This window comes from Duganella sp. (genome assembly GCF_039595735.1).
GTDB lineage: Bacteria > Pseudomonadota > Gammaproteobacteria > Burkholderiales > Burkholderiaceae_D > Rugamonas.
In genome coordinates this window covers 95,722-119,027 of the sequence record NZ_JBCNLB010000004.1, presented here as the reverse complement: position 1 = coordinate 119,027, position 23,306 = coordinate 95,722, and the positions used below count along the sequence as shown (strand labels likewise).

Below are 23,306 nucleotides of genomic sequence, written 5' to 3'. Positions count from 1 at the left end.
TGTAATTAGTTGAAGCAAGCCGATAGGCCGGATTTTGTTACGGCACAGGCGAACCTGCGCTATGACAGCCATTCCTCTAGGCGCTGGATTACTCCAGCGCTCAAGCTTCCTACCCGCACGCTCCGCGAGCAACATCATCGCGTGCCTATTTGGAATTGCACCAGGTGGAGGTTACCGCGTTTCACCGTAACTTAATACGCTCGTCTCTGTGGCCCTATTCCTCGCCTTATATCCTTGCGGACTTTCGACGGACGGCCGTTAACCGTCACCCCGCTCTATGGAGTCCGGACCTTCCTCCCGTCAGGCCTTACGCACTGACCAGCGGCTGTCTGGCTTGCATCGGCCGCTATTGTACCAGCCCGCGCCTCCAAATCTGAAATTTGGTGTCGCCATTCCAAAAGCCGCCCTCCCCGCAGCGCCGTAGAATGCTCGGATAATTCACCCACGAGGCCCACCATAATGACGCAACCATCCCGCACCGGCGGCCAGATCCTGGTCGACGCCCTGAAGATCCACGGCGTGGACACCGCTTTCGGCGTACCCGGCGAAAGCTATCTGGACGTGCTCGACGCCCTGCACGATTCCGATATCCGCTTCATCATCAACCGCCAGGAAGGCGGCGCCGCGTTCATGGCCGACGCTTACGGCAAAATGACCGGCAAGCCAGGCATCTGTTTCGTCACCCGCGGCCCGGGCGCCACCAATGCCTCGATCGGCGTGCACACCGCGTTCCAGGATTCCACCCCGATGATCCTGTTCATCGGCCAGGTCGGCAGCGACTTTATCGACCGCGAGGCGTTCCAGGAAATCGACTACCGCCGCATGTACGGCCAGATGGCCAAGTGGGTGACGCAGATCGACCGCGCCGACCGCATGCCTGAATATATCGCGCGCGCCTTCCAGATCGCTACCAGCGGCCGCCCCGGCCCGGTGGTGCTGGCGCTGCCGGAGGATATGCTGACCACCCGGGCCAGCGTGGCCGACACCCGCAGCTACCAGGCGGTGCAAGCCTCGCCTTCGGCGGCGCAGCTCGACAGCGTGCGCGCCCTGCTGGCCACAGCCCAGAAACCGCTGGTCCTGCTGGGCGGCGGCGGCTGGAGTGCGCAAGCCTGCGCCGACATCCAGCGCTTTGCCGAAGCCAACCACTTGCCGGTCTCGTGCGCTTTCCGCTTCCAGGATCTGCTGGACAATGCGCACCCCAACTACGTGGGCGACGTCGGCATCGGCATCAACCCGAAACTGGCGGCGCGCGTGCGTGACGCCGACGTCATTCTTGCCATCGGCCCGCGCCTGGGCGAGATGACCACCAGCGGCTACGCCCTGCTGCAAGCGCCGGTGCCGGCGCAACGCCTGATCCATGTGCACGCCGATGCCGAGGAACTGGGCAGCGTCTATCAGGCGGAATTGATGATCAACAGCGGCATGCCGCAAGTGGCGTCCATGCTGGCCGCCATGGCGCCGGTCGATGCCTCGGCATGGCAAGGCAGCGTGGCCGAAGCGCGCGCCGATTACGCGGCGTGGCAGCAGCAGCCCACCATCTTCCAGGACGGCAAGGCGCCGCTCGACCTGTGGCAAGTGGTGCAGCAGATCGACCAGCTGGCGCCGCATGACGTCATCATCACCAACGGCGCCGGCAACTATGCCACCTGGGCGCACCGCTTCCACCGCTACGGCGGCATGCGCACCCAGCTGGCGCCGACCAGCGGCGCCATGGGCTACAGCGTGCCGGCCGGCGTGGCCGCCAAGATCATCGATCCGGCGCGCACCGTGATCACCTTCGCCGGCGACGGCGAATACATGATGAACGGCCAGGAACTGGCCACCGCCGTGCAGTACCAGGCCGGCGTGATCATCATCGTGTTCAACAACGCCATGTTCGGCACCATCCGCATGCACCAGGAGCGCGAGTATCCGGGCCGCGTGTCGGGCACCACATTGCACAACCCGGACTTTGCCGCGCTGGCCGTGGCCTATGGCGGCGCCGGTGAGGTGGTCAATAAAACGGCAGAGTTTGCGCCGGCGCTGGAACGCGCGCTGGCCTTCACGCGCGACAAGCAGCTGCCGGCCGTGATCGAGCTGCGCTACGACGGCAACCTGATCACGCCGGGCGCAACGCTGGAGACCATCCGCAAGACCGCCGAAGCGGCCAGGGCCGCCAGATAATTACAGCGCCGCCGTGGTGGTGGAGCCGGTGTCGATCACCGGCTTGTCGTGTTCCTGCTCTTTCTTCATTTTCGGCACCGGGCAGGCGCGGCAGGTGCCGGCCTTGCGGCTGAAGTCGGTCACCAGCGGCAGCCGCATCGGCACCGACTGGTCTTCGCAATAGCCGCCCTCCAGCACCAGCGTCTTGCCGTTGTCGGCCAGTTTGCCGCTGATGGTGCGCTCGTCCTCATCGGGCGGCTGCACCGTGAAGTAAAACTGCTGGCCGCGCGGATCGATGGTGACGTCGCTGGCCACCACCGGCCAGCTCAGGCCGCCGGCGGTATATTCGTACAGCACCGTATCGACTTCGGCAAAGCGCTGCAGGGTGATGCGCTGGCCGCCGAACTCGCCGCTGTCGGGATGGATGCACAAATCCGAAAACACCAGCATGCCGTAGCGCGGCAGCGCCCCCGGTTTGGCCGGCTTCTTGGGTGCCGCCAGCACTGCGCAGGAGGCCAGCAGGATGGCGCCGGCAAATAGAACACGTCGGGACATGATCGGCTTTCAGAAAAGAACAACGGCTGCACCAGGCAGCCGTTGTGGATTCTAAACCTGATTAAATCAGATTAGAACGAGTGTTTCAGACCCAGGTTGAAGGCTTTGTCGCCCGAACCGGCTTCGGTGTTGTTACCAACGGTGTAGCCTGCGCCGTTTTTGTTCTTGATCTTAGCGTAAGCAACGTAGGTGCTGGTGCGCTTCGACAGAGCGTAGTTGTAACCGATTGCCCACTGGTCAGCGTCGCGGTTAGCAACTTCTTTGTCGTTCTTGCGGATGAACGAAGCCATCACGGTGCCCGATTCCGACACTGGTGCGGTCAGACCGATCAGGGCGTCGGTGCTGTCTTGCGACGCGCCGAAGGTGTAGCCGTAGGCGGTTGCCGAACCGTTCAGAGGAGCGCTGTTCAGGCCCTTGTCTTTCGAGTAGGCGCCGAACACTTTCACCACTTTGAAGTCGTAGTTGGCAGCGATCAGGGCGTTGTGGCCCACACCGGCGGTTTTCAGGGTCGCGGTGTCGTTGTTTTTGCTGTTGTAAGCAACGGCAACGTTCAGAGGACCGTTAGCATAGCCCAGCGAGCCGCCAACTTGACGGGTCGCCGATGCGTCGCCAGCAACTTCGCCCAGGCTGTACGACACAGCGGCGGTGAAGCCTTCCAGGTTAGGCGATTTGTAGACCACGGCGTTCGAGTTGCGGGTCATGAAGCTGGCAACTGGGAACAGGTTTTTGGCGGTACCAGCGTAGCCCATGGCGAATGGATCGCCCACGTCACGCAGGGTTTCGTAGTACGGGGTGTACTGACGGCCCAGGGTCAGGCTGCCGGCGGTTTTCGACGACAGGCCAACGTAGGCTTCACGGTTGAACAGGGTGCTGGTGGTGTTGTCCAGGGTGCCGTCGTCAACGCGCACGCCGGTTTCCAGTTTGAAGATCGCGCTCAGACCGCCACCCAGATCTTCGGTGCCTTTGAAGCCGATACGCGAGGCCGAAGCGGCGCCGCTGGTGACTTTGCTGACGCTGCCAGCTGCGCCACCGCGTTCCGCGGTGATGCCTGCATCTACGATACCGTAGATGGTGACGTTCGATTGAGCGAATGCAGCGGAGCTGGTAGCTGCCAGTACGGCGATAGCGATAAGGGATTTTTTCATTACGTGTTTCCTTCAGTTGTGTTGCTGTGAAAATTAAGCCAGTAAGTAGTACGGCGTGTTCGGTGCTGCTCGGCGTTAGCCTGTTGTGCGTGAGGGCAAACTCCCCAGCTGCCACTGTGCACCCCGGTTTAGAGGGATGCGTTCACTGTCATGCGGCCGATCAATCTACGCCGGCGTTGTCGCGACACTCTCGTGGAGCGCCGGAGGCGGCACTATACTGATGCTTAGAAACTTCAACAAGTGTAAAACTATTCATACTGAACAGGTTTCCATCTTGTCGTTTTCGAAAGCAGCGGTATTTTACCGCATCGCAATATTTCCTGCCGATCAAGCGAAACGGGCCGGGTTTCCGCACGTCGAACACGGTGGATGTACCACTTCTTCGTCGGACCAAGTAAAAATAGCCAGATTGCTATTTCTGGCGCTATTTTATACTGAACACCCCGCGCGCTCGCCCCTACCAAATGGTAATAAGCTAACAACTCCGGAGTTTGTTCGGCAGTTTTATCCAGCGAAATGGCCCGAAAACCAACTTTGCTCCTAGTATTACACCTTTACTTGTGTAGTAAATTTTGTAAAAGCTGCAGCAAGTTGCATGAGGTTACCGAATTGTAAGAAATTGCTACCTGTTGTATTGAGGAGACAAAATCGTGCATTTTCTTGCTAATGCGCACCTGATTGGTGCATGAAATCGTTTCACATGTCAGCGATTGGCACGCCGTTTGAGCCATCGCATCAGCCCGCCGACCAGCGGCAGCTTCTCGTACAGCTCCTCCGCCGCGTCCCAGTAATCGCGATGTTCGACCACCTGGCCGGCGCTGTTGAAGCGGACGTGGGTGGCGCCGCGGATCACCTGCGGCACGCCCGGCCAGCGCTGGAACCGGAAGCGCATTTCCCAGGTGAGGAAGGCTTGCTCGCCGTGCGCCACCCGCTCGAACACCACGAAACGCGGCTCCAGCAGCTGCGTATACATATGTTCAAACACCCGGGTGATGGCGGCATGGCCCTGGATATCATTGAACGGATCCTTGAAGCGGGCCTCCGCCGCGTAAATGTTGCCGATCTGGCCCAGCGTGGACGGGGTCAGCGTTTCGTAGAAGGCAATCAGGCGCGCCAGCGCCGGCGCGGTCATGGACGCACCTGCGGCTCATCGCGTTTGTTGAAGGCGACAGTCAGGCTGCCCAGGCCGAAGCCAAATTTACTCATGGAAGCACGGTTCAGCATCACGCGGTCATCGATCAGGTACAGCCAGTCGTCAAAATTCACGTCGTAGATTTTACCGTCCGATGGCACCTGCAACACATATTGCAGCCGCATGGCGTTGCCCGCCACCTCCACCGTGGCCTCGCCCACCACGTCCGGCGCGGTGCCGGTGTAGCGCCCGGGCGCGGTGCGGCGCAAGGTCCAGACGCGGCGCTGCCTGCTGCCATCGGCGTAAGTAAAATCTTCGTCCAGCGTGCCGACGCCGTCGGCCCAGTGGCAACGCATCAGCACCGTGAAGCGTTTCTGCACGGTGCCGCTGCGGTCCTGGTACATGCCATGCACATCCAGCGTGCCGTTGAAATAACGTTCGATATCCAGCCTGGGCGATTGCTGGACGTAGTGGTCCGGCGTGACCGGCGCCGAGCAACCGGACAGCAGCGTGGCGCCGGTCAGCAGGGCGGCGGCGCAGAGACGGGTCAAGTTCATGATGTTCTCCTGTTCAATCATCGTGCAAAGGGGCGCGCCACAAGATGGCGGCGGCCAGCAGTTTCAGTGCGCAAGGCAGCAGGGCATAGGCAAACGACAGCGCCGCCAGGCCGTGCTGCGTGTTGGGGCGATAGCCCAGCCACTCCAGCGCGGGCAAGGCCACGCCGGCGGCCAGCGCCAGCGTCATCTGCACGCCCCAGTTCCACACGCCGACATAAGCCGCTTCGCGCCGGCCGCTGTCGCCGGCGCGGGCAATGGTGGCGGCCAGCAGCGCCGGCGGCAAGGCCAGGTCGGCGCCCAACGCCAGGCCGGACAAGGCGCAGATGCAGCCATACGCAATCAGGTCGCCGGCGCCCAGGCCATAAGCCCAGATGAAAACAGCGGCCGTCATCAGCATGCTGAACATCCAGGCGCGCGCTTCCCCGATGCGCGCGGCAATGGCCGGCCACGCCGCCATGGAAGCGGCGGCGCTGGCAAAATACAGCAGCAGGAACAGGCCCGCATTGGCGCCCAGTTGCAGCCGGTCTTCAGCAAAGAACAGGAACAGCGTGGCCGGGATCGATGCCGCCACGCCGTTCACCAGCAGCACCGCGAACAGCCAGCGAAAACGCGGCTGGCGAAACGGCAGCAGCATCGCGCCCGGCCCTGGCACCGCATGCGCGGCCGACTGCGTGACGGCCGACGGCCGCGGCGCCTTGAACAGCAGAACTGCGGCGGACAGCAGCAGAATGGCGGCAAAGCTGATGCTGAGCGCATCGTAGCCGGCCAGCGCCGGCACGGCGGCGGCGGTCATCACGCCCAGCAGGCCGCAGCCCTCGCGCACCGCCGCCAGCCGCGCGCGCTCGCCGGCACGCTGGGTCAGCGCCGCGCCCCAGCTTTGATGCGCAATGGTGGCCAGGCCGAAGCCCAGGTAGACCAGCATCAGCGCCGCAAGCAACCAGGCCAGCTGGCCGCCCTGCGCCGGCGGATGAAACAACGCGCCATAGCCCAGCAGCAGCAGCGGCAAAGCCAGCGCCACAAAGCGCGCATAAGCGCCGCCGGAACGCGTGATCCACCAGCCCAGCAGCGGATCGATGAAGGCCGCGGCCGTGCGCGCCGCCAGCAGCACGCTGCCGATCACGGCCAGCGTCAGGCTGCCGCGCTGCGCATAAAACTGCGGCACATACACATAGATGGGCAGCGCCAGCATCGCCAGCGGCATGCCGAACAGACCATAGAACAACAGGCCGCGCGCGGTCACGGCCGGGCGGCTGCATCGCGCAGCAAGGCGGTGCGCAGCTTGGGCGCGCTGGTGGCGGGATCAAGCCAGATGCCAAAGAAGGCGCGCGCAAACGCCGGATCAGACACGGTGGCCAGCGGCTTGCCGTCGCGGTAGAAGCGCACGCCCTGCCCCGGCAGCAAGGCGCCGCCCAGCCGCGTGCCATCCTGCACGTCCGGGAAGATGGCCTTCATCTGCGCCAGCCAGGCGGCGCGCTGCGCTTCACTGCCGGCCTGGATGTGGGCCATTTGCTCCACGCTGGCTTCGGCAATCTTGCGGCCGTCCAGCGAACGCGCGTAGCGCAGCTCCAGCACCAACGGCGCCGCATCGTTGGCATAGCCCTGCGGCCCGACCCACAACTCGGCGGCATAAATCTTCAAGCCAAACCAGGTGTACACGCCCTGCCCGCTCAGGCGCGGCGCCGGCAATTCCTGCGCAACATAGGCCGGCGCTTCCGCCGCGTGCAAGGAAGCGCATAATAGAACGGTCAGCACACCGCTGATTGCAACAGTTGGCTTCATTATTTTTCACCAGGAAGAAATATTTTGTCCTAGACAAACGAGGGGTAAAGACGATATTCAGTTAAATAGTTCTGGATGTCAACTGTGTGTCTTAGACAAGGTCTTTACTGAAAGTTTTACGGGCTCAAACGCAACTTGCATGCGGTGTTTTCATACGAAAAACGCAGGTAGAATGCAGGGCGATTCACCGTGCACCTAAACCATGTGCCAACCCTAATGACAAACAAAGTCCCCTCACAAACAGTTCCTAGCACGATCAGCGACGTTGAGCGCGATACCGGCGTGGCGAAGGAAACCTTGCGCGTGTGGGAACGCCGTTACGACTTCCCGCAGCCCTTGCGCGACCCGAACGGCGAGCGGGTGTACCCGATCGAACAGGTGCACAAGCTGCGGCTGGTGAAACGCCTGATCGACCTCGGTTTTCGCCCCGGCAAAGTGATTCAATACAGCACCGACGAATTGCAGGCGCTGACCGGCAAGGCCACCGGCAAGAGCGGCAACCAGGCGCCGGCGCCGGAGCTGCAAACCTATCTCGATTTGTGCAAGAGCCATCAAATGGAAGCGCTGCGCCGCAAGCTGTCGCAGGCGCTGCTGATGATGGGTCTGAAGAGTTTCGTGATCGAGCTGGTGGCGCCGCTGACCACCCTGATCGGCGAAGCCTGGGCCGCCGGCCAACTGGCCACGTTTGAAGAGCATTTATATACCGAGTCGCTGACGGTGGTGATGCGCAGCGCGATTTTCGCCATGCCGCAAGCGAATGCCAGCAACATCGGCACGCCGCGCATCCTGCTGACCACCTTGCCGCAGGAACGTCATGGCCTGGGCTTGCTGATGGCCGAGGCCATGTGCGTGGCCGACGGCGCGCAATGCATTTCACTGGGCGTGCAGACGCCGCTGCTGGATATCGTGGAGGCAGCACGGGTGCAACGGGTGGACATCATCGCGCTGTCATTCTCGGTGGCGATGAATCCGCGCCAGGCGCTGGATGGCCTGGCGGAACTGCACATGCGCCTGGCCGGCTGCGCCGAGCTGTGGGCCGGCGGCAGCAACGCCGCGCTCAAGCGCCGCCGCCCCGCTTACGTGCGCGTGTTTGAACTGGCCGAACTGGCCGGCGCGATTGCCGAATGGCGCGCGCGCAACGCGGTGCTGTCGGCCGGCTGAGCACGGGGCGCGCCTGCGCTCTGGTAAAATAAGCAAAGTTTGTGCTGGCCAGCACCCCCACTTACACATCATGTTCAGTTTCTTCAAGAAAAAACCTGTCGCTCCCGAAGCGCCTGCGGCGCCTGTCGTCGCCCCTACTCCCGCCGCGCCTGCGGCGCCCGTCGCATCCGCCCCCCTGCCCGACCTGTTGCCGATTGAAGAGCCGGCGCAAAAGCAGTCGTGGATGTCGCGCCTGAAGGCCGGCCTGTCCAAAACTTCCAACAACCTGTCCATCCTGTTCGTCGGCGCCAGGATAGACGACGACCTGTACGATGAACTGGAAGCGGCCCTGCTGATGTCCGACGCCGGCGTCGACGCCACCACCTATCTGCTGGATGCGCTCAAGCGCAAGGTCAAGGAAGACAAGCTGCTGGACGCGGCCGCCGTCAAGGCCGCCCTCAAGCAACTGCTGATCGAACTGCTGACGCCGCTGCAGCGCCCGTTCGAACTGGGCCGCCACACCCCGACCGTGATGATGATTTCCGGCGTCAACGGCGCCGGCAAGACCACCACCATCGGCAAGCTGGCCAAGCATATGCAGACCCACGGCCAGTCGGTGCTGCTGGCCGCCGGCGACACCTTCCGTGCCGCCGCCCGCGAGCAACTGATGGTCTGGGGCCAGCGCAACAACATCACCGTGATTTCGCAAGCCTCGGGCGACCCGGCCGCCGTCTCGTTTGACGCCGTCCAGTCCGGCAAAGCCAAGGGCGTGGACGTGGTCATGGTCGACACCGCCGGCCGCCTGCCTACCCAGCTGCACCTGATGGAAGAACTGAAAAAAGTCCAGCGCGTGATCGGCAAGGGCATGGACGGCGCACCGCACGAAACGCTGCTGGTGATCGACGGCAATACCGGGCAAAATGCGCTGGCACAAGTGAAAGCCTTCGACGACGCCCTCAGGCTGACCGGCCTGGTGATCACCAAGCTGGACGGCACCGCCAAGGGCGGCGTGCTGGCGGCAATTGCGCGCGTGCGGCCGGTGCCGGTGTACTTCATCGGCGTGGGCGAAAAGATTGAAGACCTGCAGCCGTTCGTGGCTGCCGAATTTGTAGAAGCACTGCTTGGCTAATTCACCTCACCAGACCTCTATGATCGAATTCCGGAACGTCTCCAAACAATACTCTTCCGATGTGACGGCGCTGCGCGACGTGTCATTGACGGTCAATAAAGGCGAACTGGTTTTCCTCGCCGGCCCATCCGGCGCCGGCAAATCCACCCTGATGAAAATGATCGCCGCCATGGAGCGCCCCAGCTCCGGGCAGGTGATCGTCAACGGCCAGGACATCAGCCGCATCAAGCCGGTGGCGGTGCCCTTTCTGCGCCGCAACCTGGGGTTGATTTTCCAGCAGCAGCGCCTGCTGACCGACCGCAGCGTGCTGGCCAACGTCATGCTGCCGCTGCTGGTGACCGGCGCCGCCCACGGCCAGGCCGAACAGCGCGCCCGCGCCGCGCTCGATAAAGTCGGCCTGGGCGACCGCGCCGATGCGCAGCCGCTGGCCCTGTCGGGCGGCGAGCAGCAGCGGGTGTCGATCGCACGCGCCATCGTCAACCGGCCGCAGGTGATTCTGGCCGACGAGCCGACCGCCAACCTCGACCGCGCCAGCGCCAACAAGGTGCTGGAGGCGCTGAAAGCCTTCAACTCGGTCGGCGTCACCTGCCTGATTTCCAGCCACGACGAGGTGATGCTGGATGCCGCCGCGCGGGTCATCCATCTCAACCAGGGCCAGGTGGAGGTGGCGGCATGACGTACTGGTTCCGCCAACACCGCTACGCGCTGGCTGCCGCGCTGGTGCATCTGCGCCGCTCGCCGGGTGGTTTCCTGTTCAATATCCTGGTGGTGGCGATTGCGCTGGCCCTGCCCTTCATGGGCGTGACCCTGCTGGACAATGTGCGCCCGATGTCGGAAACGCTGTCGGTCGATCCGGAAATCAGCGTATTCCTGAAGCAGGACACGCCGCGCGAACAGGCCGAAGGCCTGGCCGTGCTGCTGCGCCAGACGGTGAAGGACAAGCAGGCCAAAATCATCTTCACCCCGCGCGAAAAAGCGCTGGATAACCTGAAGGACAAGAACGGCCTGGCCGACGTGCTGGCCACGCTGGGCGACAATCCGCTGCCGGACAGCTACGTGGTGAAACTGGACGCCTTCCGCAACGCCCAGGCCGGCGGCGACGTCGATGCGCTGGCCGGGCAGATCCGCGCTTTGGCCGGCGTCGATACGGTGCAGGTCGATTCGGCCTGGGTCAAGCGCCTGGCCGCGCTGCTGAATATTCTGCGCCTGGCGCTGCTGTTGCTGGCGGCCACGCTGGGCACGGTGGTGGTGGCGGTGATCTTCAACACCATCCGCCTGCAGGTGATGACCCAGCGCGAGGAAATCCTGGTGTCCAAGCTGATCGGCGCCACCGACAGCTTCATCCACCGTCCCTTCTATTACACCGGCGCCCTGCTGGGCCTGTGCGCCGGCGGGGTCGCCCTCGGCGCGGTGACGCTGGCGCTGCGCCCGCTGAACACCGCGATTGCCGAATTTGCCAGGTTATACGCCTCGGAATTCCAGCTGGCGCCGCTGCCGCCGCTGGCGGTGGCCGGCCTGCTGGCCCTGTCGGCCGGCCTCGGCCTGATCGGCGCCCGCCTCTCGGTCAAGCGCCATACCGCCCGCCTGAACTAATCCCCATGCCCGCTCCGTGCGTGCGCGCACGGAGCGGCGCTGCTGCCGGGCTTAGGATGTTTTTCATCGTTAAGCCAGACCTAAGATCCATCGCGCATTCTAATACAACAGAAATCTCCATAGTATTTTTGCTATGAAGCCCATAGAAATCGGATGATTGGCACTCATCGACAGAGAGTGCTAATATATGTTCGACAGAGTACGTTAGTGCTCATAAGCAATCTCAAGCGAAGGAAACGAAAATGACGATGATGTCCGTGGTACCTGCAAAAAACAGTGCTCTGGGACTCGGGTTTAGTGGCAACCTGGGGAACCTGGATGCCTATATTTCGGCCGTAAATCGCCTGCCGATGCTTACGCACGAAGAAGAAATCTCGCTGGCCAAGCGCCTCAAGGAGCAAGCCGACCTCGGCGCCGCCCAGCAGCTGGTGATGTCTCACCTGCGCCTGGTGGTCTCGATCGCGCGCGGCTATCTGGGCTACGGCCTGCCGCATGGCGACCTGATCCAGGAAGGCAATATCGGCCTGATGAAGGCGGTCAAGCGTTTCGACCCCGATCAGGGCGTGCGCCTGGTGTCGTACGCCATGCACTGGATCAAGGCCGAGATGCACGAATACATCCTGAAGAACTGGCGCCTGGTTAAAGTGGCCACCACCAAGGCCCAGCGCAAGCTGTTCTTCAACCTGCGCAGCCATAAGCAAGGCCTGGACGCCATGACCCCGGCCCAGATCGACCAGCTGGCCAAGACGCTGGACGTCAAGCGCGAGGAAGTGATCGAGATGGAAACCCGCCTGAGCGGCCGTGACATCGCGCTGGAATCGCCTACCGATGACGAAGACGACAAGTTCGCGCCGATCGCCTACCTGTCGTCCGAAGCGTCGGAGCCGACCCGCGTGCTGGAAGCCGAACAGGTGACCCGTCTGCAGTCGGAAGGTCTGGAAGAAGCGCTGGGCAAGCTGGACGCCCGCTCGCGCCGCATCATCGAAGCGCGCTGGCTGGCCAACGACGACGGTTCGGGCGCCACGCTGCACACGCTGGCGGACGAATTCGGCGTCTCGGCCGAGCGTATCCGCCAGATCGAGGCCGCCGCGCTGAAGAAAATGAAAGGCGCCCTGGCCGCCTACGTGTAAGCCGTCACCACTCTCCCCGGAATGCCGCCGGCGCCTGCGCCGCGCGGCATTTTTTTTACCCGTCCTTTGACATGGCGCTGATGGCGTGCCGTTCGTGCGCCGTCCGCGTGGTCTTTTTGTTAAGCTTGCTGGCAAAGGATGCAGGAGTCTCCGATGAAAACAACCATCTTGCGGCAGCTGATTGTGCTGCCGCTGCTGGTGGCCGTCATGGCCGCGCTGCACGCCTGTGGCAGCACCAGCAGCGTCGCCGGCGTCAAGCGCAGCAGTGCGCCGGCCGCCTTCACCCAAACCTATGTGCTGCGACAGGGGAGCAGCGTGATGATTACGCCGGCCGCCACCGCCAACGGCGGCGCCAGCGTGGCGCCGTCCGCTCCGGTGCTGCGGCTGGAACGGGTCAATGACAGCCGCTGCCGTGAGGGCGCGGTGTGCGTCTGGGCCGGCTACATCAGCTTCAGCTTCGCGCTGCAGCAGCCGGACGGCAGCGCCAGCAACTTTGTGCTGTCGGACAACATGCCCAACGGCACGCCCAGCGTGACGCGCAACGGCCTCAGTTTCACGCTGGCCGGCTTCACGCCGCAGCAGGCGCCGTCGAAAAATGAAACCACGCCGGATTATCAGGTAAGCTTAAAGGTGAGCAACATTAATCCACCTTAAACCTTGTCCACATGACCACCAGACTGCCGCGCACCGTACTCGTTTCCTCGATCCTGATTTCCCTGACGCTGCCGGCTGCCGCCAAGACCCCGGTTGCCACCGGCACCGGCGGCGCCGTGGCCACCATCAGCGAACCGGCTTCGCAAGCGGCCATCGCCATCCTGAACCAAGGCGGCAACGCGGTCGATGCGGCGGTGGCGGCCGCCGCCACGCTGGGCGTGACCGATCCGTTCAGCTGCGGCATCGGCGGCGGCGGTTTCATGGTGATTTACCTGGCCAAGGAAAAGCGCGTGATCACCATTGACCACCGCGAAACGGCGCCAGCCAGCTTTACGCCCACCGTGTTTTTGAAAGACGGCAAGGAACTCGATTTCGAGGAAGTGCTGGCCAGCGGCCGCTCGGTCGGCGTGCCAGGCACGGTGCGCGGCTGGCACGAGGCACTGGACCGCTATGGGTCGATGTCGTTCAAGCAGGTGCTGGCGCCGGCGATCAGGGTGGCCACGCAAGGGTTCAAGGTCAATGACAACTTCTCGCGCCTGGTGCAAGGCAACGAGGCCAAGTTTGCCAAATTTCCCGCCACGGCGGCGCTCTACCTGCGCAATGGCAAAGCCATCCCGGCCGGCACCATGCTGCGCAATCCGGACCTGGCCAAGGCTTACCGCGAGCTGGCGGCCGGCGGCGTCAAGGTTTTCTACACCGGCAAACTGGCGCGCGCGGTGGCCGACACGGTCAATGCCAACGGCGGCAGCATGACGCTGGCCGACCTGTCCAACTACGAAGCGCGCCTGCGCCAGCCGGTGCACAGCACCTATCGCGGCTATGATTTATACGGCATGCCGCTGCCCAGCAGCGGTGGCGTGGCGGTGGCCGAGGCGCTGAATATCCTGGAAGGCTACGACCTCAAATCGCTGCCGCGCGCCAAGGCAGAACACCTGTATCTGGAAGCCAGCCGCCTGGCTTTCGCCGACCGCAACGCTTACCTGGCCGATCCTGAATATGTCGACGCGCCAGTGGCCGGACTGCTGAGCAAGGATTACGCCGCGCGCCGCCGTGAGCTGATCAATCCGGTGCAGGCCAGCGTGCAGGCGCCGGCAGGCGACCCTTATCCGTTCCAGAACGACGTCAGCGTACCGCTGCGTCCCAACGCCAACAAGCTGCTGGCGGAAGGGGCGCACACCACCCACCTCACCGTCTCCGACAAGGACGGCAACGTGGTCTCCTACACCTACACGATTGAATCATGGGGCGGCAGCGGCATCGTGGTGCCGGGCTATGGCTTCCTGCTGAATAACGAGATGACCGATTTCGATTTTTCCGGTCCTTCGCCCAACGTGCCGGAAGCCGGCAAGCGCCCGCGCAGCAGCATGTCGCCCACCATCGCCTTCAAGGATGGCAAGCCGGCGTTCTCGATCGGCAGCCCAGGCGGCGCCACCATCATCACCACCGTGATGCAGACCATCTTCAACTACGTGGATCTCGGCATGTCAATGCCGGATGCGCTGAACGCGCCGCGCCTGTCAGAGCGCAATGGCATGGCGACCGATGTGGAACCGGGCTTCGTAGGCAGTGCACAGGCGCAGGCACTGGAAAAGACCGGTCAGCACTGGAGCAAGACGCCGGAAGAAATCGGCGCGGCCAATGCACTGGTGTTCAATCCCGACGGCACGGTGACGGCGGTCAGCGAAGGCAAACGCCACGGCGTCGGCAGCGCGCTGGTACAAAAAAGCGCGCACTAAACGAATTGCGGGATGCGCAGGCTGGACGAAGAGCGATAAGTCCAGCTGAGCGTCTGCAACCAGGCCTGCAGCGTCGGGCCTTGCCGCTGGTCGCGCATGGCGGTCAGCATGCCCTGCAAGGCCCCTGCCGCGAGCGCGCAAGCCAGCGCGTGATGGGGGCACGCCGCTGCGCCAAAGCCCAGGCCATAACTGCAGCCATCGCTGCGGGCGTCGCGGCTGGCGGCTGCCAGCAGCAGCAAAATCTTCTGACCTGCTTTCAGCTGCACGCCGCCGATTTCGCAATCGCGCGTGACCATGCGGCGCGTGTTCTGCACCGGCGGATCGAAGCGGCTGACGGCGCACAGCAGTGCCTCCATGTCCTGCGGGCCGCTGCGTTCCTCTTCCGGCTCGCGCAGCAGGGCCAGCACGCTATTGCCGATCAGTCCCGCCGCGGCCTCATAGGCCAGCGCCGGCAAATGCGTACCGCCACCGGCGCCGGCCATCGCCAGCTCCGGCACGCAGATCATCCATTGCGACAGTTTGTCGGCCCGCCACAGGCGGCGGCCGATCAGTTGCGCACATTCGCGCGCGGCGTGCGGATCGGCGCCGGCGATGGCTGCGGGTGCCGGCGCCGCGCAGTCGGGATGCGCCATCACTTCGTTCACACGCTCCGCGCTGGCCGCCACCCACATTTCCAGGCAGGGATCGAAATGCCAGCCTTGCGAGGCTGCCAGCGCGTCGTAATAGGGATACGGATTGCCGTGCGTGACGGCAGCAAGCGCGTGAGGGAATGGCAGATCGTTGGGTTTCATAATCGCTCCGGCAGCTAAGCCATGATTAAGAATGCGGTCACAATATTAGCGCTGGCTTTATTGACTCGCCATCAACCACTTGGGAGAAGACATGAAAAACTGGATGCGCGCCAACAAGGGTTTTCTGATGTTCCTGATGCTGTTCGGGATCTTCCGCACCGCGGTCGCCGACTGGAATCCCATCCCGTCTTCTTCCATGCATCCCAACCTGCTGGAAGGCGATGTGGTCTTCGTCAACCGCCTGGCCTACAACGTCAAGGTGCCGCTGACCGACATCGTCATCAGCCCGACCGGCGAACCGCAGCGCGGCGACATCGTCACCTTCTCCTCGCCAGTGAACGGCACGCGTCTGATCAAGCGCGTGATCGCCCTGCCCGGCGACCGCGTGGAAATGCGCAATGAGCAGCTCATCATCAACGGCCAGCCGGCCAGCTACAGCACCATCAGCCACGCCACCGAAAACGTCCAGGGCGTGGGCGAACTGGCGGCAGTGCGGGTCGATGAGTCGCTGGGCCAGCGCAGCCACGCCATCCAGTTTCTCCCGCAGGTAAAGGCGCGCCGCGATTTCGACGCCATCGTCGTACCGCCCGGCCAATACATGATGTTGGGCGATAACCGCGACAACAGCGAGGACTCGCGCTACATCGGCCTGGTGCCGCGCGCCCTGCTGATCGGCCGCGCCGAACGCGTGCTGGCATCGGCCGACATCACCGGCAACTGGATGCCGCGCACCGAACGCTTTGGCATGAGCCTCTACCCAAAGCAGTAGCACGCGCACCAGCAGTGTTATGATGGCGTAGTAAATTCATAACATTGCTGGTGTCCTCATGATCGAGTTTCAAGGCCTGTCCAAAGTCTACGGCAGCTTCAACGCCGTCAAGCCGCTGTCGCTGACAGTGCAGCGCGGCGAAGTGTTCGGCTTCCTCGGTCCCAACGGCGCAGGCAAGACCACCACCATCCGCATGATGATGGGCATTCTGGTGCCCAGCGGCGGCCACGTGCTGATCGACGGCCTGGATTGCCACGCCGAGCCGGCCGAGGTAAAACGCCGGGTCGGCTACCTGCCCGACACCCCCATCTTTTACGACTACCTGCGCGGACGCGAGATCCTGCAATTCGTCGGCGAAATGCACGGCTTCCCCCGTGCCGAAGCGGCCGAGCGCAGCACGCGCCTGCTGGCGGAATTCGGCTTGCAGGAAGCCGGCGAAGACTACGCCGTCAACTACTCGCTCGGCATGAAGAAGCGCCTGGGACTGGCCTGCGCGCTGATCCACGATCCGGCGGTGCTGATCCTGGATGAACCGATCAACGGCCTCGATCCGCGCGCCTCGCGCGACGTGCAGGAGCGGCTGCTGGCGGCAGCGGCGCGCGGCGTCACCATCTTTGTTTCGACCCACCTGCTGGACATGGCGGAAAAGCTGTGCGACCGCGTCGGCATCATTCACCGCGGCGAACTGGTGGCCACCGGCACACTGGATGAAATCCGCGCCGAGTCCTCGGCCAGCGGCTCGCTGGAAGACGTGTTCCTCAAGATTACCGACGAAGCCGCGGAAGAGACGGCGCAATGAGCGTGCTGCAAACCATCTGGCTGATGACGCGGATGCGCCTGACGCGTCAGCGCAATATGCTGTTCAATAACCTGTTCCGCTTCAAGAAGAAAAGTCCGCGCGATGGCATCGCCGCCAAGCGCAGCAACCTGTGGATACTGACGGCGCTGACCATGGTCTTCATGACCTTCTCGTTTGTCAGCATGTCCAACAACGTGGTGGTCAACATGCAGTGCCACCTCGATGCAGCCAGCGAATGCCGCTACATCGACAAGGAAGGCGATGTCCATGTCGATCACGACACCGCCGCCGAGGAACTGGCCACCGCGCCGTTTTCCGCACCGCTGCTGCATGGCCTGACGATGGAGGTCAGCATCCTGTTCTTCATCGCCGTGCTTATGCCGCTTGGGAACAAGGAGATGGCGCAGCCGGACTGGGATCTGGAATGGCTGGTGACCATGCCGGTGGAGCGCGGCACGCTGCTGTGGGGCCGCGTGCTGGAACGCAGCGCCAGCAACCTCGCGGGCTGGTTCGCGCTGCTGCCGGCGTTCGGGGTGATCGCCTGGCACTCGGGCCATGCGTGGAGTGTGCTGCCGGTCGCGCTGCTGGCCAGCGCTACGCTGCTGCCGCTGGCGGCCATGCTGCACACGCTGGCCGACACCGGCCTGCGCATGTGGCTCCCGGCTGCGCAGCTGCGCAACATGCAGGCGGTGACCGGCTTGTTCAATCTGCCGCTGATCTACTTCGTCATGGCGCTCGGCATGCCGCAGGCGAACGGCTTCGCCATGGATTGGGCGCGCGCGTTTCCGGGCTGGGTCAGCTGGACGCCGCCAGGGCTGATACTGCAAGCGATCCAGGCACAGGACGGTGCGCAACTGGCCGCCCGCGTCGCACTGCTGCTGGCGCAAACGGCGCTGCTGATGTGGGCCGGCATGGCGCTGTTGCGTCATCAGCTGCGTCACGGCGTGGTCAACTCGGGCCAGCGCGAAAGCGCGCGCCGCGTATCGCCAACCACCGTCAGCGCAGCCGGACCACGCGCCTGGCTGGCCACCGTGGTCTCGCCCATCAAGCGCCGCGAGCTGCGCCTGCTGAGCCGCGATCGCAACTTCATGTTCCAGACCTTGCTGCTGCCAGTAATCATCATCGGCAGCCAGATGGTCTTCAACGGTAAGCTGAATAGCCTGGGCGAGCTGGGTGAACATCACACGCTGGCCGCAGCGATCGCCTTTGGCCTTGGCGTCTATGTGCTGATGTTGTCCGCCTTCCAGACGCTCAACAATGAAGGCCATGTCCTGTGGCTGCTGTACACCGTGCCGCGCTCGATCGAAAGCATATTGAAGGAAAAGGCGCAGCTGTGGGGCGCGCTGACCATGGCCTATCCGGCCGTGGTGCTGGCCATCACCGGCTACTACACCACGCATTTTGAATGGACCCAGCTGGTGCTGGTGCTGAGCGTGATTGCCGGCATTCCGATTTACTCGATGATCGCCGTCTCGCTGGGCGTATTCGCCTGCGATCCGCAGGCAGTGGACGTGCGCACCCGCGTACGGCCGACGTACGTCTATCTCTACATGCTGCTGGCCAGCTTCTATACCTGGTCGATCTACACCAGCGTGTGGTCGCAAAAACTGGTGGTGCTGGTGCTGACCGCATCGATGGCGCTGGCCCTGTGGCAGAAGGCGCGCGACTCCCTGCCCTACCTGCTCGATCCGGCCGCCGCGCCGCCGGCGCGCGTCTCCACCGCCGACGGTTTGATTGCCGCCACCGCCTTCTTCATCCTGCAAGCCTTTGTGCTGCTGTTCTTCGACAAGATAAGCCTGCAGGCAGTCACCGTCGCCTTCAGCATCGCCGGGGTGACCGTGTATGGCTTGATGCGGCTGGTGTACTGGCGCAGCAAGGCGGCCGGCGTGCCGGCCATCGTGCGCGGCATGAACTGGGGCGTGGCGCTGCGCAACGCGGCGATTGCCGCTGCTGCCGCCTGCGCCGCCGGCATAGCCTACATGATGGCGATCCAGCACACCGCATTGTGGGCGGAAATCGCAAAAGCCGCCGCCGCAACCCGTGGCTCGCGTGGCTGGATACTGGCGCTGGCCGTGGTGGCGGCGCCGTTGTGCGAGGAATTCATCTTCCGTGGCCTGATCTACGGCGGCTTGCGCCGTTCGATGAACGCCGTGCCGGCGATGGTGATGAGCGCCGCCATCTTCGCGGTGGTGCACCCGCCGCTATCAATGCTGCCGGTATTCGTGCTGGGCCTGTGCGCCGCCTGGACCTATGAGCGCAGCAAAACCCTGCTGGCGCCGATGCTGGTGCACGCGACATACAACGCCGTCGTCCTCGGCAGCCAGTACTTCAGCTGACTTTGGGCAGCGCCGCCACCACCTTGATCTCGAAGTCGAAGCCATACAGCCAGGTGACGCCAATGCCGGTCAATGTAGGATGCGGCGCAGCGCCCCAGAACTCCTGAACGATAGGCCAGGCACGCTCAAAGGTGGAAGCCGGATCGACCATAAAAACGGTAACGTCGATCACATCATCGAAGGTGCAGCCGGCGGCGGCCAGAATCGCATTCAGATTCTGGAATGCCAGCCGCACCTGCGCCTCCAGTTCCGGTTCCGGCGAACCATCCGGCCGGCTGCCCACCTGGCCGGAGACAAACAACAGGCCATTGGAACGAATGGCCGGCGAATAGCGGTTACGCTCATACAACGCCTGTCGGCCCGGTGGAAAAACAACATCGCGTACAGTCATGATCAACTCCTTGTTGGTGATGACCAGACTTTAAACAGCCGTCACGGCGCGATAAACAGGCAAGTCGTACAATGACTGTTTGGCGATCCCAAACAATCAACTCCCATGGACCGATTCGATACTTTGCTGGCATTCGTGCGCGTGGTGGAAGCCGGCAGCTTCACCAAGGCCGCGCAGACGCTCCACATGAGCAAGACCACCGTGTCGCAACTGGTGCAGCAGCTGGAAGCGCGGCTGCAGGTCAAGCTACTCAACCGCACCACGCGGCAGGTCAAGGTCACGCCGGAAGGCGCAGCCTATTACGACCGCGTGGTGCGCGTGCTGGGCGATCTGGAAGATGCGGATGATGTCCTCGCCGGCGAACAGGCGATACCGCGCGGACGCCTGCGCATTGACGTCCCCAGCCCTTTTGCACGCCTGCTGCTGATGCCGGCACTGCCCGACTTTCATCGGCGCTATCCGGAGATCCAGGTCATCATGGGCGTCAGCGATCGCACGGTGGATGTCATCGGTGACAACGTCGATTGTGTGCTGCGCGGCGGCGAAATCACCGAACCATCGCTGGTTGCACGGCGTATCGTGGACCTGCGGCTCGGGGCCTATGCCTCGCCGGGGTATCTGCAAGCTGCCGGAACGCCCGCGCATCCACAGGATCTGGAACAGGCGCCGCACCACATGGTCGGCTTCCTGCGCTCCAGCAGCGGCACCGTTGCCCCCGTGCCGCTACGGCGCGGGGAGGAGTCGTTTGAGTTAAAAGGCCGTTATGTCGTCGCCGCCGACGACGGCAACGCTTATCTGGCGGCAGGCCTCGCCGGCATGGGCGTGCTCTGGATGCCGCGCTATATGGCTGAGGCGCATCTAGCCCAAGGCGAGCTGGTTCCGCTGTTCGAAGACTGGCAGCTCCCCCCCATGCCGATGTACCTCGCCTATCCGCAGAACCGCCATCTCAGCTCCCGGCTGCGCGTGTTCATCGCGTGGATCGACGAGTTGATTAAAGCTACTCAGTCCTTGTAGCGCACCTCGGCCAGCGCGAAAGCGCCGCCGTGGTAGGTGACCGAGGCGTTCTTGTCCGGATATTCGCCGCTGTCCGGGAAGTTGGCGTCGAACTGCGACGAGCTGTCTTTCGGCTTGTAGCCCAGGTGCGAGGCCTTGCTGTTGTCCCACCACGCCACTTCGTTGTCCGACATGCCGAACAGGATGGTGTAGCCGACGCGGGTCGCGAACAGCGAGCGGCGCAGCGCCTCCACCAGATCGTCGTAGCTCAGCCACGTCACCATCATGCGGCGGTCCTTCGGTTCGGGGAACGAGGAACCGATACGCAGGCTGACGGTTTCCAGGCCGGTGCGGTCCCAGTAGTAGCTGGCCAGCTGCTCGCCAAAGCATTTGCTCACGCCGTAGAACGAATCCGGACGGGTCGGCGCGGTGGCGTCGATGTAGTCGGTGTTGCGGTAGAAGCCCACGGTGTGGTTCGAGCTGGCGAAGATGATCCGCTTCACACCCTTCTTGTGCGCAGCCTCATAGATGTTGGCCGTGCCGAGAATGTTGGCGTGCATGATGTTCTCGAAGGTGTTCTCGGTCGAGATGCCGCCAAAGTGCAGCACCGCGTCCACGCCTTCCATCATCTTCATCACCGCGGCCTTGTCAGCCAGGTCGCACTGCACGATTTCTTCGCCTTCGCGCGCTTCGCCCATGTCGGCGATATCGGACAGCACCACCACATCCGCCCAGGGTTTGATGCGGTCGCGCAGAACTTTACCCAGGCCGCCGGCGGCGCCGGTCAGCAGCAGTCGTTTGAATGGTTTTGCCATGTTAGTCTCTTCTCTTGTTATCAGGTCACTGGGGCCGGGTTGAACAGCACCAGTGCATTGTGCAGTTTCCACTTTTCAGCGTAGGTCTCACGGCCGCTGGCCACATCAAGCATCAACTGGAACATCTCCCAGCCCACTTCCGCGATAGTGGCTTCGCCGCTGGCGATGCGGCCCGCGTTGACGTCCATCAGGTCGTGCCAGCGGCGCGCCAGGTCGTTGCGGGTGGCGACTTTAATCACCGGCACTTCGGCCAGGCCGTACGGCGTGCCGCGGCCGGTGGTGAAGATGTGCAGGTTCATGCCGGCCGCCACTTGCAGCGTGCCGCAAATGAAATCGCTGGCCGGCGTGGCCGCGTAGATCAGGCCTTTCTGCGTCAGCTTTTCGCCCGGCGACAGCACGCCGGAAATCGGCGCGCTGCCCGACTTCACGATCGAGCCCATGGCTTTCTCAACGATGTTGGACAGGCCGCCCTTCTTGTTGCCCGGCGTGGTGTTGGCGCTGCGGTCTACACCGCCGCGCGTCAGGTAATTGTCGTACCACTCCATCTCGCGGATCATGGCCTCGGCCACTTCCGGCGTGGTGGCGCGCGAGGTCAGTTGGTCGATGCCGTCACGGACCTCGGTCACTTCCGAGAACATCACGGTGGCGCCGGCGCGCACCAGCAGATCAGTGGCAAAGCCCACCGCCGGGTTGGCGGTCACGCCGGAGAAGGCATCGCTGCCGCCGCACTGCACGCCCACCACCAGTTCGGAGGCAGGCACGGTTTCGCGCTGACGCCTGTTCAGTTCCGCCAGATTGATTTCGGCCTGCTTCATGATGGATTCGATCATCGACATGAAGCCGACGTGCTGCGCGTCCTGCAGACAGACCAGGCCCGGATCGGCGCCGCCGGCGTTCTGGATCGGGATCGAGCCTTTCGGGAACAGGCGCGTCGGCTGCAGCTTTTCGCAACCAAGGCTGACCACCATGGCCTGGCCGCCGAAGTTGGGGTTCAGCGCGATATTGCGGATGGTGCGGATCGGGATGTTGGCGCCCGGCGCGTCAATCGCCACGCCGCAGCCGTAGGTGTGCTCCAGCCCCACCACGTCGTCGACGTTGGGGTACTTCGGCAGCAGTTCCTGCTTGATGCGCTCCACCGCAAACTCCACCACGCCCGACACGCATTGCACGGTGGTGGTGATCGCCAGGATGTTGCGCGTGCCGACGCTGCCGTCCGCGTTGCGATACCCCTGGAAGGTATAGCCTTCCAGCGGTTCCATCGGCGGCGGCTTGACGGTGGCAATCGGCAGGCCTTCCAGCTCGCGCGCGGCCGGCATCTCGACATTGTGCTCGGCCAGCCAGCTGCCGGCCGGCAGATCCTTGGCGGCGAAACCGATGGTGACGTTGTAGCGGATCACGCGGTCGCCCTTGGCCAGGTCGCGCAGCGCCACCTTGTGGCCTTGCGGGACCGCTTCCAGCAGCGCCAAGCCATTGGGGAACACAGCGCCGGCCGGCAGGCCGCCGTCGTTGACGACAATCGCCACGTTATCGTTGTCGTGCATGAGGATGTAGCGCGGAGTGTTTGCGCTGGCGGGAGTGGTCATCTGGCTTTCCTACGTTGTTTTTTAGTCTCGAAAAGTGGTCTGACCACTTCTGTTGTTGGCCGGCCATCTCTGCGTTGTGGCCTGCGCGCCACAGTCTGAAAACCGCATGTTTCCTAGGGAAGAGACCTGGTTGACAT

Annotated in this window: 22 protein-coding genes and 1 other RNA gene; 12 read left to right on the top strand and 11 right to left on the bottom strand. The window is 63.4% G+C overall.

Annotated elements, in window-relative coordinates; all coding sequences use genetic code 11:
• Positions 1-7 precede the first annotated feature (7 nt).
• An RNA gene (gene rnpB / locus ABDW57_RS10330) (RNase P RNA component class A) lies at positions 8-341 on the bottom strand.
• Between the two features lie 118 nt (positions 342-459).
• On the opposite strand from rnpB, the gene ABDW57_RS10325 reads away from it, so the two are divergent.
• Positions 460-2,163 carry a thiamine pyrophosphate-binding protein gene (locus tag ABDW57_RS10325; protein WP_343730117.1) on the top strand — a complete coding sequence of 568 codons (1,704 nt, stop codon included), beginning with the start codon at positions 460-462 and terminating at the stop codon, positions 2,161-2,163.
• On the opposite strand, the gene ABDW57_RS10320 is transcribed toward ABDW57_RS10325, so the two are convergent.
• The 6 genes from ABDW57_RS10320 to ABDW57_RS10295 form a co-directional block, all read right to left on the bottom strand.
• Positions 2,164-2,697 (bottom strand): hypothetical protein, encoded by a 534-nt coding sequence (locus ABDW57_RS10320; RefSeq protein WP_343730116.1) that lies wholly within the window; start codon positions 2,695-2,697, stop codon positions 2,164-2,166.
• A 71-nt stretch (positions 2,698-2,768) separates the two neighbouring features.
• The gene (locus tag ABDW57_RS10315; RefSeq protein WP_343730115.1) at positions 2,769-3,842 is read right to left on the bottom strand and encodes a porin; all 1,074 of its coding nucleotides are present in this window, start codon (positions 3,840-3,842) and stop codon (positions 2,769-2,771) included.
• 703 nt (positions 3,843-4,545) lie between these two features.
• Positions 4,546-4,974, bottom strand: coding sequence for a nuclear transport factor 2 family protein (locus ABDW57_RS10310; RefSeq protein ID WP_343730114.1), 429 nt, complete (start codon positions 4,972-4,974; stop codon positions 4,546-4,548).
• The gene (locus ABDW57_RS10305) at positions 4,971-5,531 is read right to left on the bottom strand and encodes a DUF3833 domain-containing protein (RefSeq protein ID WP_343730113.1); all 561 of its coding nucleotides are present in this window, start codon (positions 5,529-5,531) and stop codon (positions 4,971-4,973) included. The genes ABDW57_RS10310 and ABDW57_RS10305 overlap by 4 nt, the downstream gene beginning before the upstream one ends.
• Before the next feature lie 13 nt (positions 5,532-5,544).
• Complete coding sequence (locus ABDW57_RS10300; protein ID WP_343730112.1) at positions 5,545-6,771, bottom strand: MFS transporter; 1,227 nt, start codon at positions 6,769-6,771, stop codon at positions 5,545-5,547.
• Positions 6,768-7,310, bottom strand: a complete 543-nt coding sequence (locus ABDW57_RS10295) for a chalcone isomerase family protein (RefSeq protein WP_343730111.1) — start codon at positions 7,308-7,310, stop codon at positions 6,768-6,770. The genes ABDW57_RS10300 and ABDW57_RS10295 overlap by 4 nt, the downstream gene beginning before the upstream one ends.
• 216 nt (positions 7,311-7,526) lie before the next feature.
• On the opposite strand from ABDW57_RS10295, the gene ABDW57_RS10290 reads away from it, so the two are divergent.
• From ABDW57_RS10290 to ggt, 7 genes are all read left to right on the top strand, one after another.
• Positions 7,527-8,471, top strand: a complete 945-nt coding sequence (locus ABDW57_RS10290) for a MerR family transcriptional regulator (protein ID WP_343730110.1) — start codon at positions 7,527-7,529, stop codon at positions 8,469-8,471.
• Between the two features lie 70 nt (positions 8,472-8,541).
• Positions 8,542-9,579 carry a signal recognition particle-docking protein FtsY gene (gene ftsY, locus ABDW57_RS10285; RefSeq protein WP_343730109.1) on the top strand — a complete coding sequence of 346 codons (1,038 nt, stop codon included), beginning with the start codon at positions 8,542-8,544 and terminating at the stop codon, positions 9,577-9,579.
• Between the two features lie 19 nt (positions 9,580-9,598).
• Positions 9,599-10,255 carry an ATP-binding cassette domain-containing protein gene (locus ABDW57_RS10280; protein ID WP_343730108.1) on the top strand — a complete coding sequence of 219 codons (657 nt, stop codon included), beginning with the start codon at positions 9,599-9,601 and terminating at the stop codon, positions 10,253-10,255.
• Positions 10,252-11,172, top strand: coding sequence for a permease-like cell division protein FtsX (ftsX, locus tag ABDW57_RS10275; protein WP_343730107.1), 921 nt, complete (start codon positions 10,252-10,254; stop codon positions 11,170-11,172). The genes ABDW57_RS10280 and ftsX overlap by 4 nt, the downstream gene beginning before the upstream one ends.
• 248 nt (positions 11,173-11,420) lie before the next feature.
• The gene (gene rpoH, locus ABDW57_RS10270; RefSeq protein WP_343730330.1) at positions 11,421-12,302 is read left to right on the top strand and encodes an RNA polymerase sigma factor RpoH; all 882 of its coding nucleotides are present in this window, start codon (positions 11,421-11,423) and stop codon (positions 12,300-12,302) included.
• A 153-nt stretch (positions 12,303-12,455) separates the two neighbouring features.
• Complete coding sequence (locus ABDW57_RS10265) at positions 12,456-12,956, top strand: hypothetical protein (protein WP_343730106.1); 501 nt, start codon at positions 12,456-12,458, stop codon at positions 12,954-12,956.
• A gap of 11 nt (positions 12,957-12,967) precedes the next feature.
• The gene (ggt, locus tag ABDW57_RS10260; RefSeq protein ID WP_343730105.1) at positions 12,968-14,692 is read left to right on the top strand and encodes a gamma-glutamyltransferase; all 1,725 of its coding nucleotides are present in this window, start codon (positions 12,968-12,970) and stop codon (positions 14,690-14,692) included.
• Here the strand turns inward: ggt and ABDW57_RS10255 are convergent.
• Positions 14,689-15,483, bottom strand: a complete 795-nt coding sequence (locus ABDW57_RS10255; protein ID WP_343730104.1) for a hypothetical protein — start codon at positions 15,481-15,483, stop codon at positions 14,689-14,691. The genes ggt and ABDW57_RS10255 overlap by 4 nt on opposite strands.
• Before the next feature lie 91 nt (positions 15,484-15,574).
• Here ABDW57_RS10255 and lepB point away from each other — a divergent pair, with 91 nt between their 5' ends.
• From lepB to ABDW57_RS10240, 3 genes are read left to right on the top strand one after another with little or no spacing between them, the layout of a single operon-like run.
• Positions 15,575-16,252 carry a signal peptidase I gene (gene lepB / locus ABDW57_RS10250; protein ID WP_343730103.1) on the top strand — a complete coding sequence of 226 codons (678 nt, stop codon included), beginning with the start codon at positions 15,575-15,577 and terminating at the stop codon, positions 16,250-16,252.
• Between the two features lie 58 nt (positions 16,253-16,310).
• On the top strand, positions 16,311-17,051 hold the full coding sequence (locus ABDW57_RS10245; RefSeq protein ID WP_343730102.1) for an ABC transporter ATP-binding protein: 741 nt from the start codon (positions 16,311-16,313) through the stop codon (positions 17,049-17,051).
• Positions 17,048-19,387: a type II CAAX endopeptidase family protein gene (locus tag ABDW57_RS10240; RefSeq protein WP_343730101.1), complete on the top strand. Its 2,340-nt coding sequence runs from the start codon at positions 17,048-17,050 to the stop codon at positions 19,385-19,387. Before ABDW57_RS10245 ends, ABDW57_RS10240 begins: the two co-directional genes overlap by 4 nt.
• Here ABDW57_RS10240 and ABDW57_RS10235 read toward each other — a convergent pair.
• Positions 19,380-19,778 carry a RidA family protein gene (locus ABDW57_RS10235; protein WP_343730100.1) on the bottom strand — a complete coding sequence of 133 codons (399 nt, stop codon included), beginning with the start codon at positions 19,776-19,778 and terminating at the stop codon, positions 19,380-19,382. The genes ABDW57_RS10240 and ABDW57_RS10235 overlap by 8 nt on opposite strands.
• 105 nt (positions 19,779-19,883) lie before the next feature.
• Between ABDW57_RS10235 and ABDW57_RS10230 the strand changes: the two genes are divergently transcribed.
• Positions 19,884-20,792 (top strand): LysR substrate-binding domain-containing protein, encoded by a 909-nt coding sequence (locus ABDW57_RS10230; RefSeq protein WP_343730099.1) that lies wholly within the window; start codon positions 19,884-19,886, stop codon positions 20,790-20,792.
• On the opposite strand, the gene ABDW57_RS10225 is transcribed toward ABDW57_RS10230, so the two are convergent.
• Complete coding sequence (locus ABDW57_RS10225; protein ID WP_343730098.1) at positions 20,780-21,586, bottom strand: NAD(P)-dependent oxidoreductase; 807 nt, start codon at positions 21,584-21,586, stop codon at positions 20,780-20,782. The genes ABDW57_RS10230 and ABDW57_RS10225 overlap by 13 nt on opposite strands.
• A gap of 20 nt (positions 21,587-21,606) precedes the next feature.
• On the bottom strand, positions 21,607-23,169 hold the full coding sequence (gene garD, locus ABDW57_RS10220) for a galactarate dehydratase (RefSeq protein WP_343730097.1): 1,563 nt from the start codon (positions 23,167-23,169) through the stop codon (positions 21,607-21,609).
• Positions 23,170-23,306: the final 137 nt, after the last annotated feature.

Bases quoted from the DNA above. Each gene is read 5' to 3' on its own strand.
- ftsX (WP_343730107.1), top strand. From the start codon at position 10,252: ATGACGTACTGGTTCCGCCAACACCGCTACGCGCTGGCTGCCGCGCTG.
- lepB (WP_343730103.1), top strand. From the start codon at position 15,575: ATGAAAAACTGGATGCGCGCCAACAAGGGTTTTCTGATGTTCCTGATG.
- ABDW57_RS10280 (WP_343730108.1), top strand. From the start codon at position 9,599: ATGATCGAATTCCGGAACGTCTCCAAACAATACTCTTCCGATGTGACG.
- ABDW57_RS10225 (WP_343730098.1), bottom strand. From the start codon at position 21,586: ATGGCAAAACCATTCAAACGACTGCTGCTGACCGGCGCCGCCGGCGGC.
- ABDW57_RS10240 (WP_343730101.1), top strand. From the start codon at position 17,048: ATGAGCGTGCTGCAAACCATCTGGCTGATGACGCGGATGCGCCTGACG.
- ABDW57_RS10255 (WP_343730104.1), bottom strand. From the start codon at position 15,483: ATGAAACCCAACGATCTGCCATTCCCTCACGCGCTTGCTGCCGTCACG.
- ABDW57_RS10265 (WP_343730106.1), top strand. From the start codon at position 12,456: ATGAAAACAACCATCTTGCGGCAGCTGATTGTGCTGCCGCTGCTGGTG.
- ABDW57_RS10245 (WP_343730102.1), top strand. From the start codon at position 16,311: ATGATCGAGTTTCAAGGCCTGTCCAAAGTCTACGGCAGCTTCAACGCC.
- ABDW57_RS10235 (WP_343730100.1), bottom strand. From the start codon at position 19,778: ATGACTGTACGCGATGTTGTTTTTCCACCGGGCCGACAGGCGTTGTAT.
- ABDW57_RS10230 (WP_343730099.1), top strand. From the start codon at position 19,884: ATGGACCGATTCGATACTTTGCTGGCATTCGTGCGCGTGGTGGAAGCC.
- ftsY (WP_343730109.1), top strand. From the start codon at position 8,542: ATGTTCAGTTTCTTCAAGAAAAAACCTGTCGCTCCCGAAGCGCCTGCG.
- ABDW57_RS10290 (WP_343730110.1), top strand. From the start codon at position 7,527: ATGACAAACAAAGTCCCCTCACAAACAGTTCCTAGCACGATCAGCGAC.
- ABDW57_RS10325 (WP_343730117.1), top strand. From the start codon at position 460: ATGACGCAACCATCCCGCACCGGCGGCCAGATCCTGGTCGACGCCCTG.
- ABDW57_RS10310 (WP_343730114.1), bottom strand. From the start codon at position 4,974: ATGACCGCGCCGGCGCTGGCGCGCCTGATTGCCTTCTACGAAACGCTG.
- ABDW57_RS10315 (WP_343730115.1), bottom strand. From the start codon at position 3,842: ATGAAAAAATCCCTTATCGCTATCGCCGTACTGGCAGCTACCAGCTCC.
- ggt (WP_343730105.1), top strand. From the start codon at position 12,968: ATGACCACCAGACTGCCGCGCACCGTACTCGTTTCCTCGATCCTGATT.
- ABDW57_RS10295 (WP_343730111.1), bottom strand. From the start codon at position 7,310: ATGAAGCCAACTGTTGCAATCAGCGGTGTGCTGACCGTTCTATTATGC.
- ABDW57_RS10305 (WP_343730113.1), bottom strand. From the start codon at position 5,531: ATGAACTTGACCCGTCTCTGCGCCGCCGCCCTGCTGACCGGCGCCACG.
- garD (WP_343730097.1), bottom strand. From the start codon at position 23,169: ATGACCACTCCCGCCAGCGCAAACACTCCGCGCTACATCCTCATGCAC.
- rpoH (WP_343730330.1), top strand. From the start codon at position 11,421: ATGATGTCCGTGGTACCTGCAAAAAACAGTGCTCTGGGACTCGGGTTT.
- ABDW57_RS10320 (WP_343730116.1), bottom strand. From the start codon at position 2,697: ATGTCCCGACGTGTTCTATTTGCCGGCGCCATCCTGCTGGCCTCCTGC.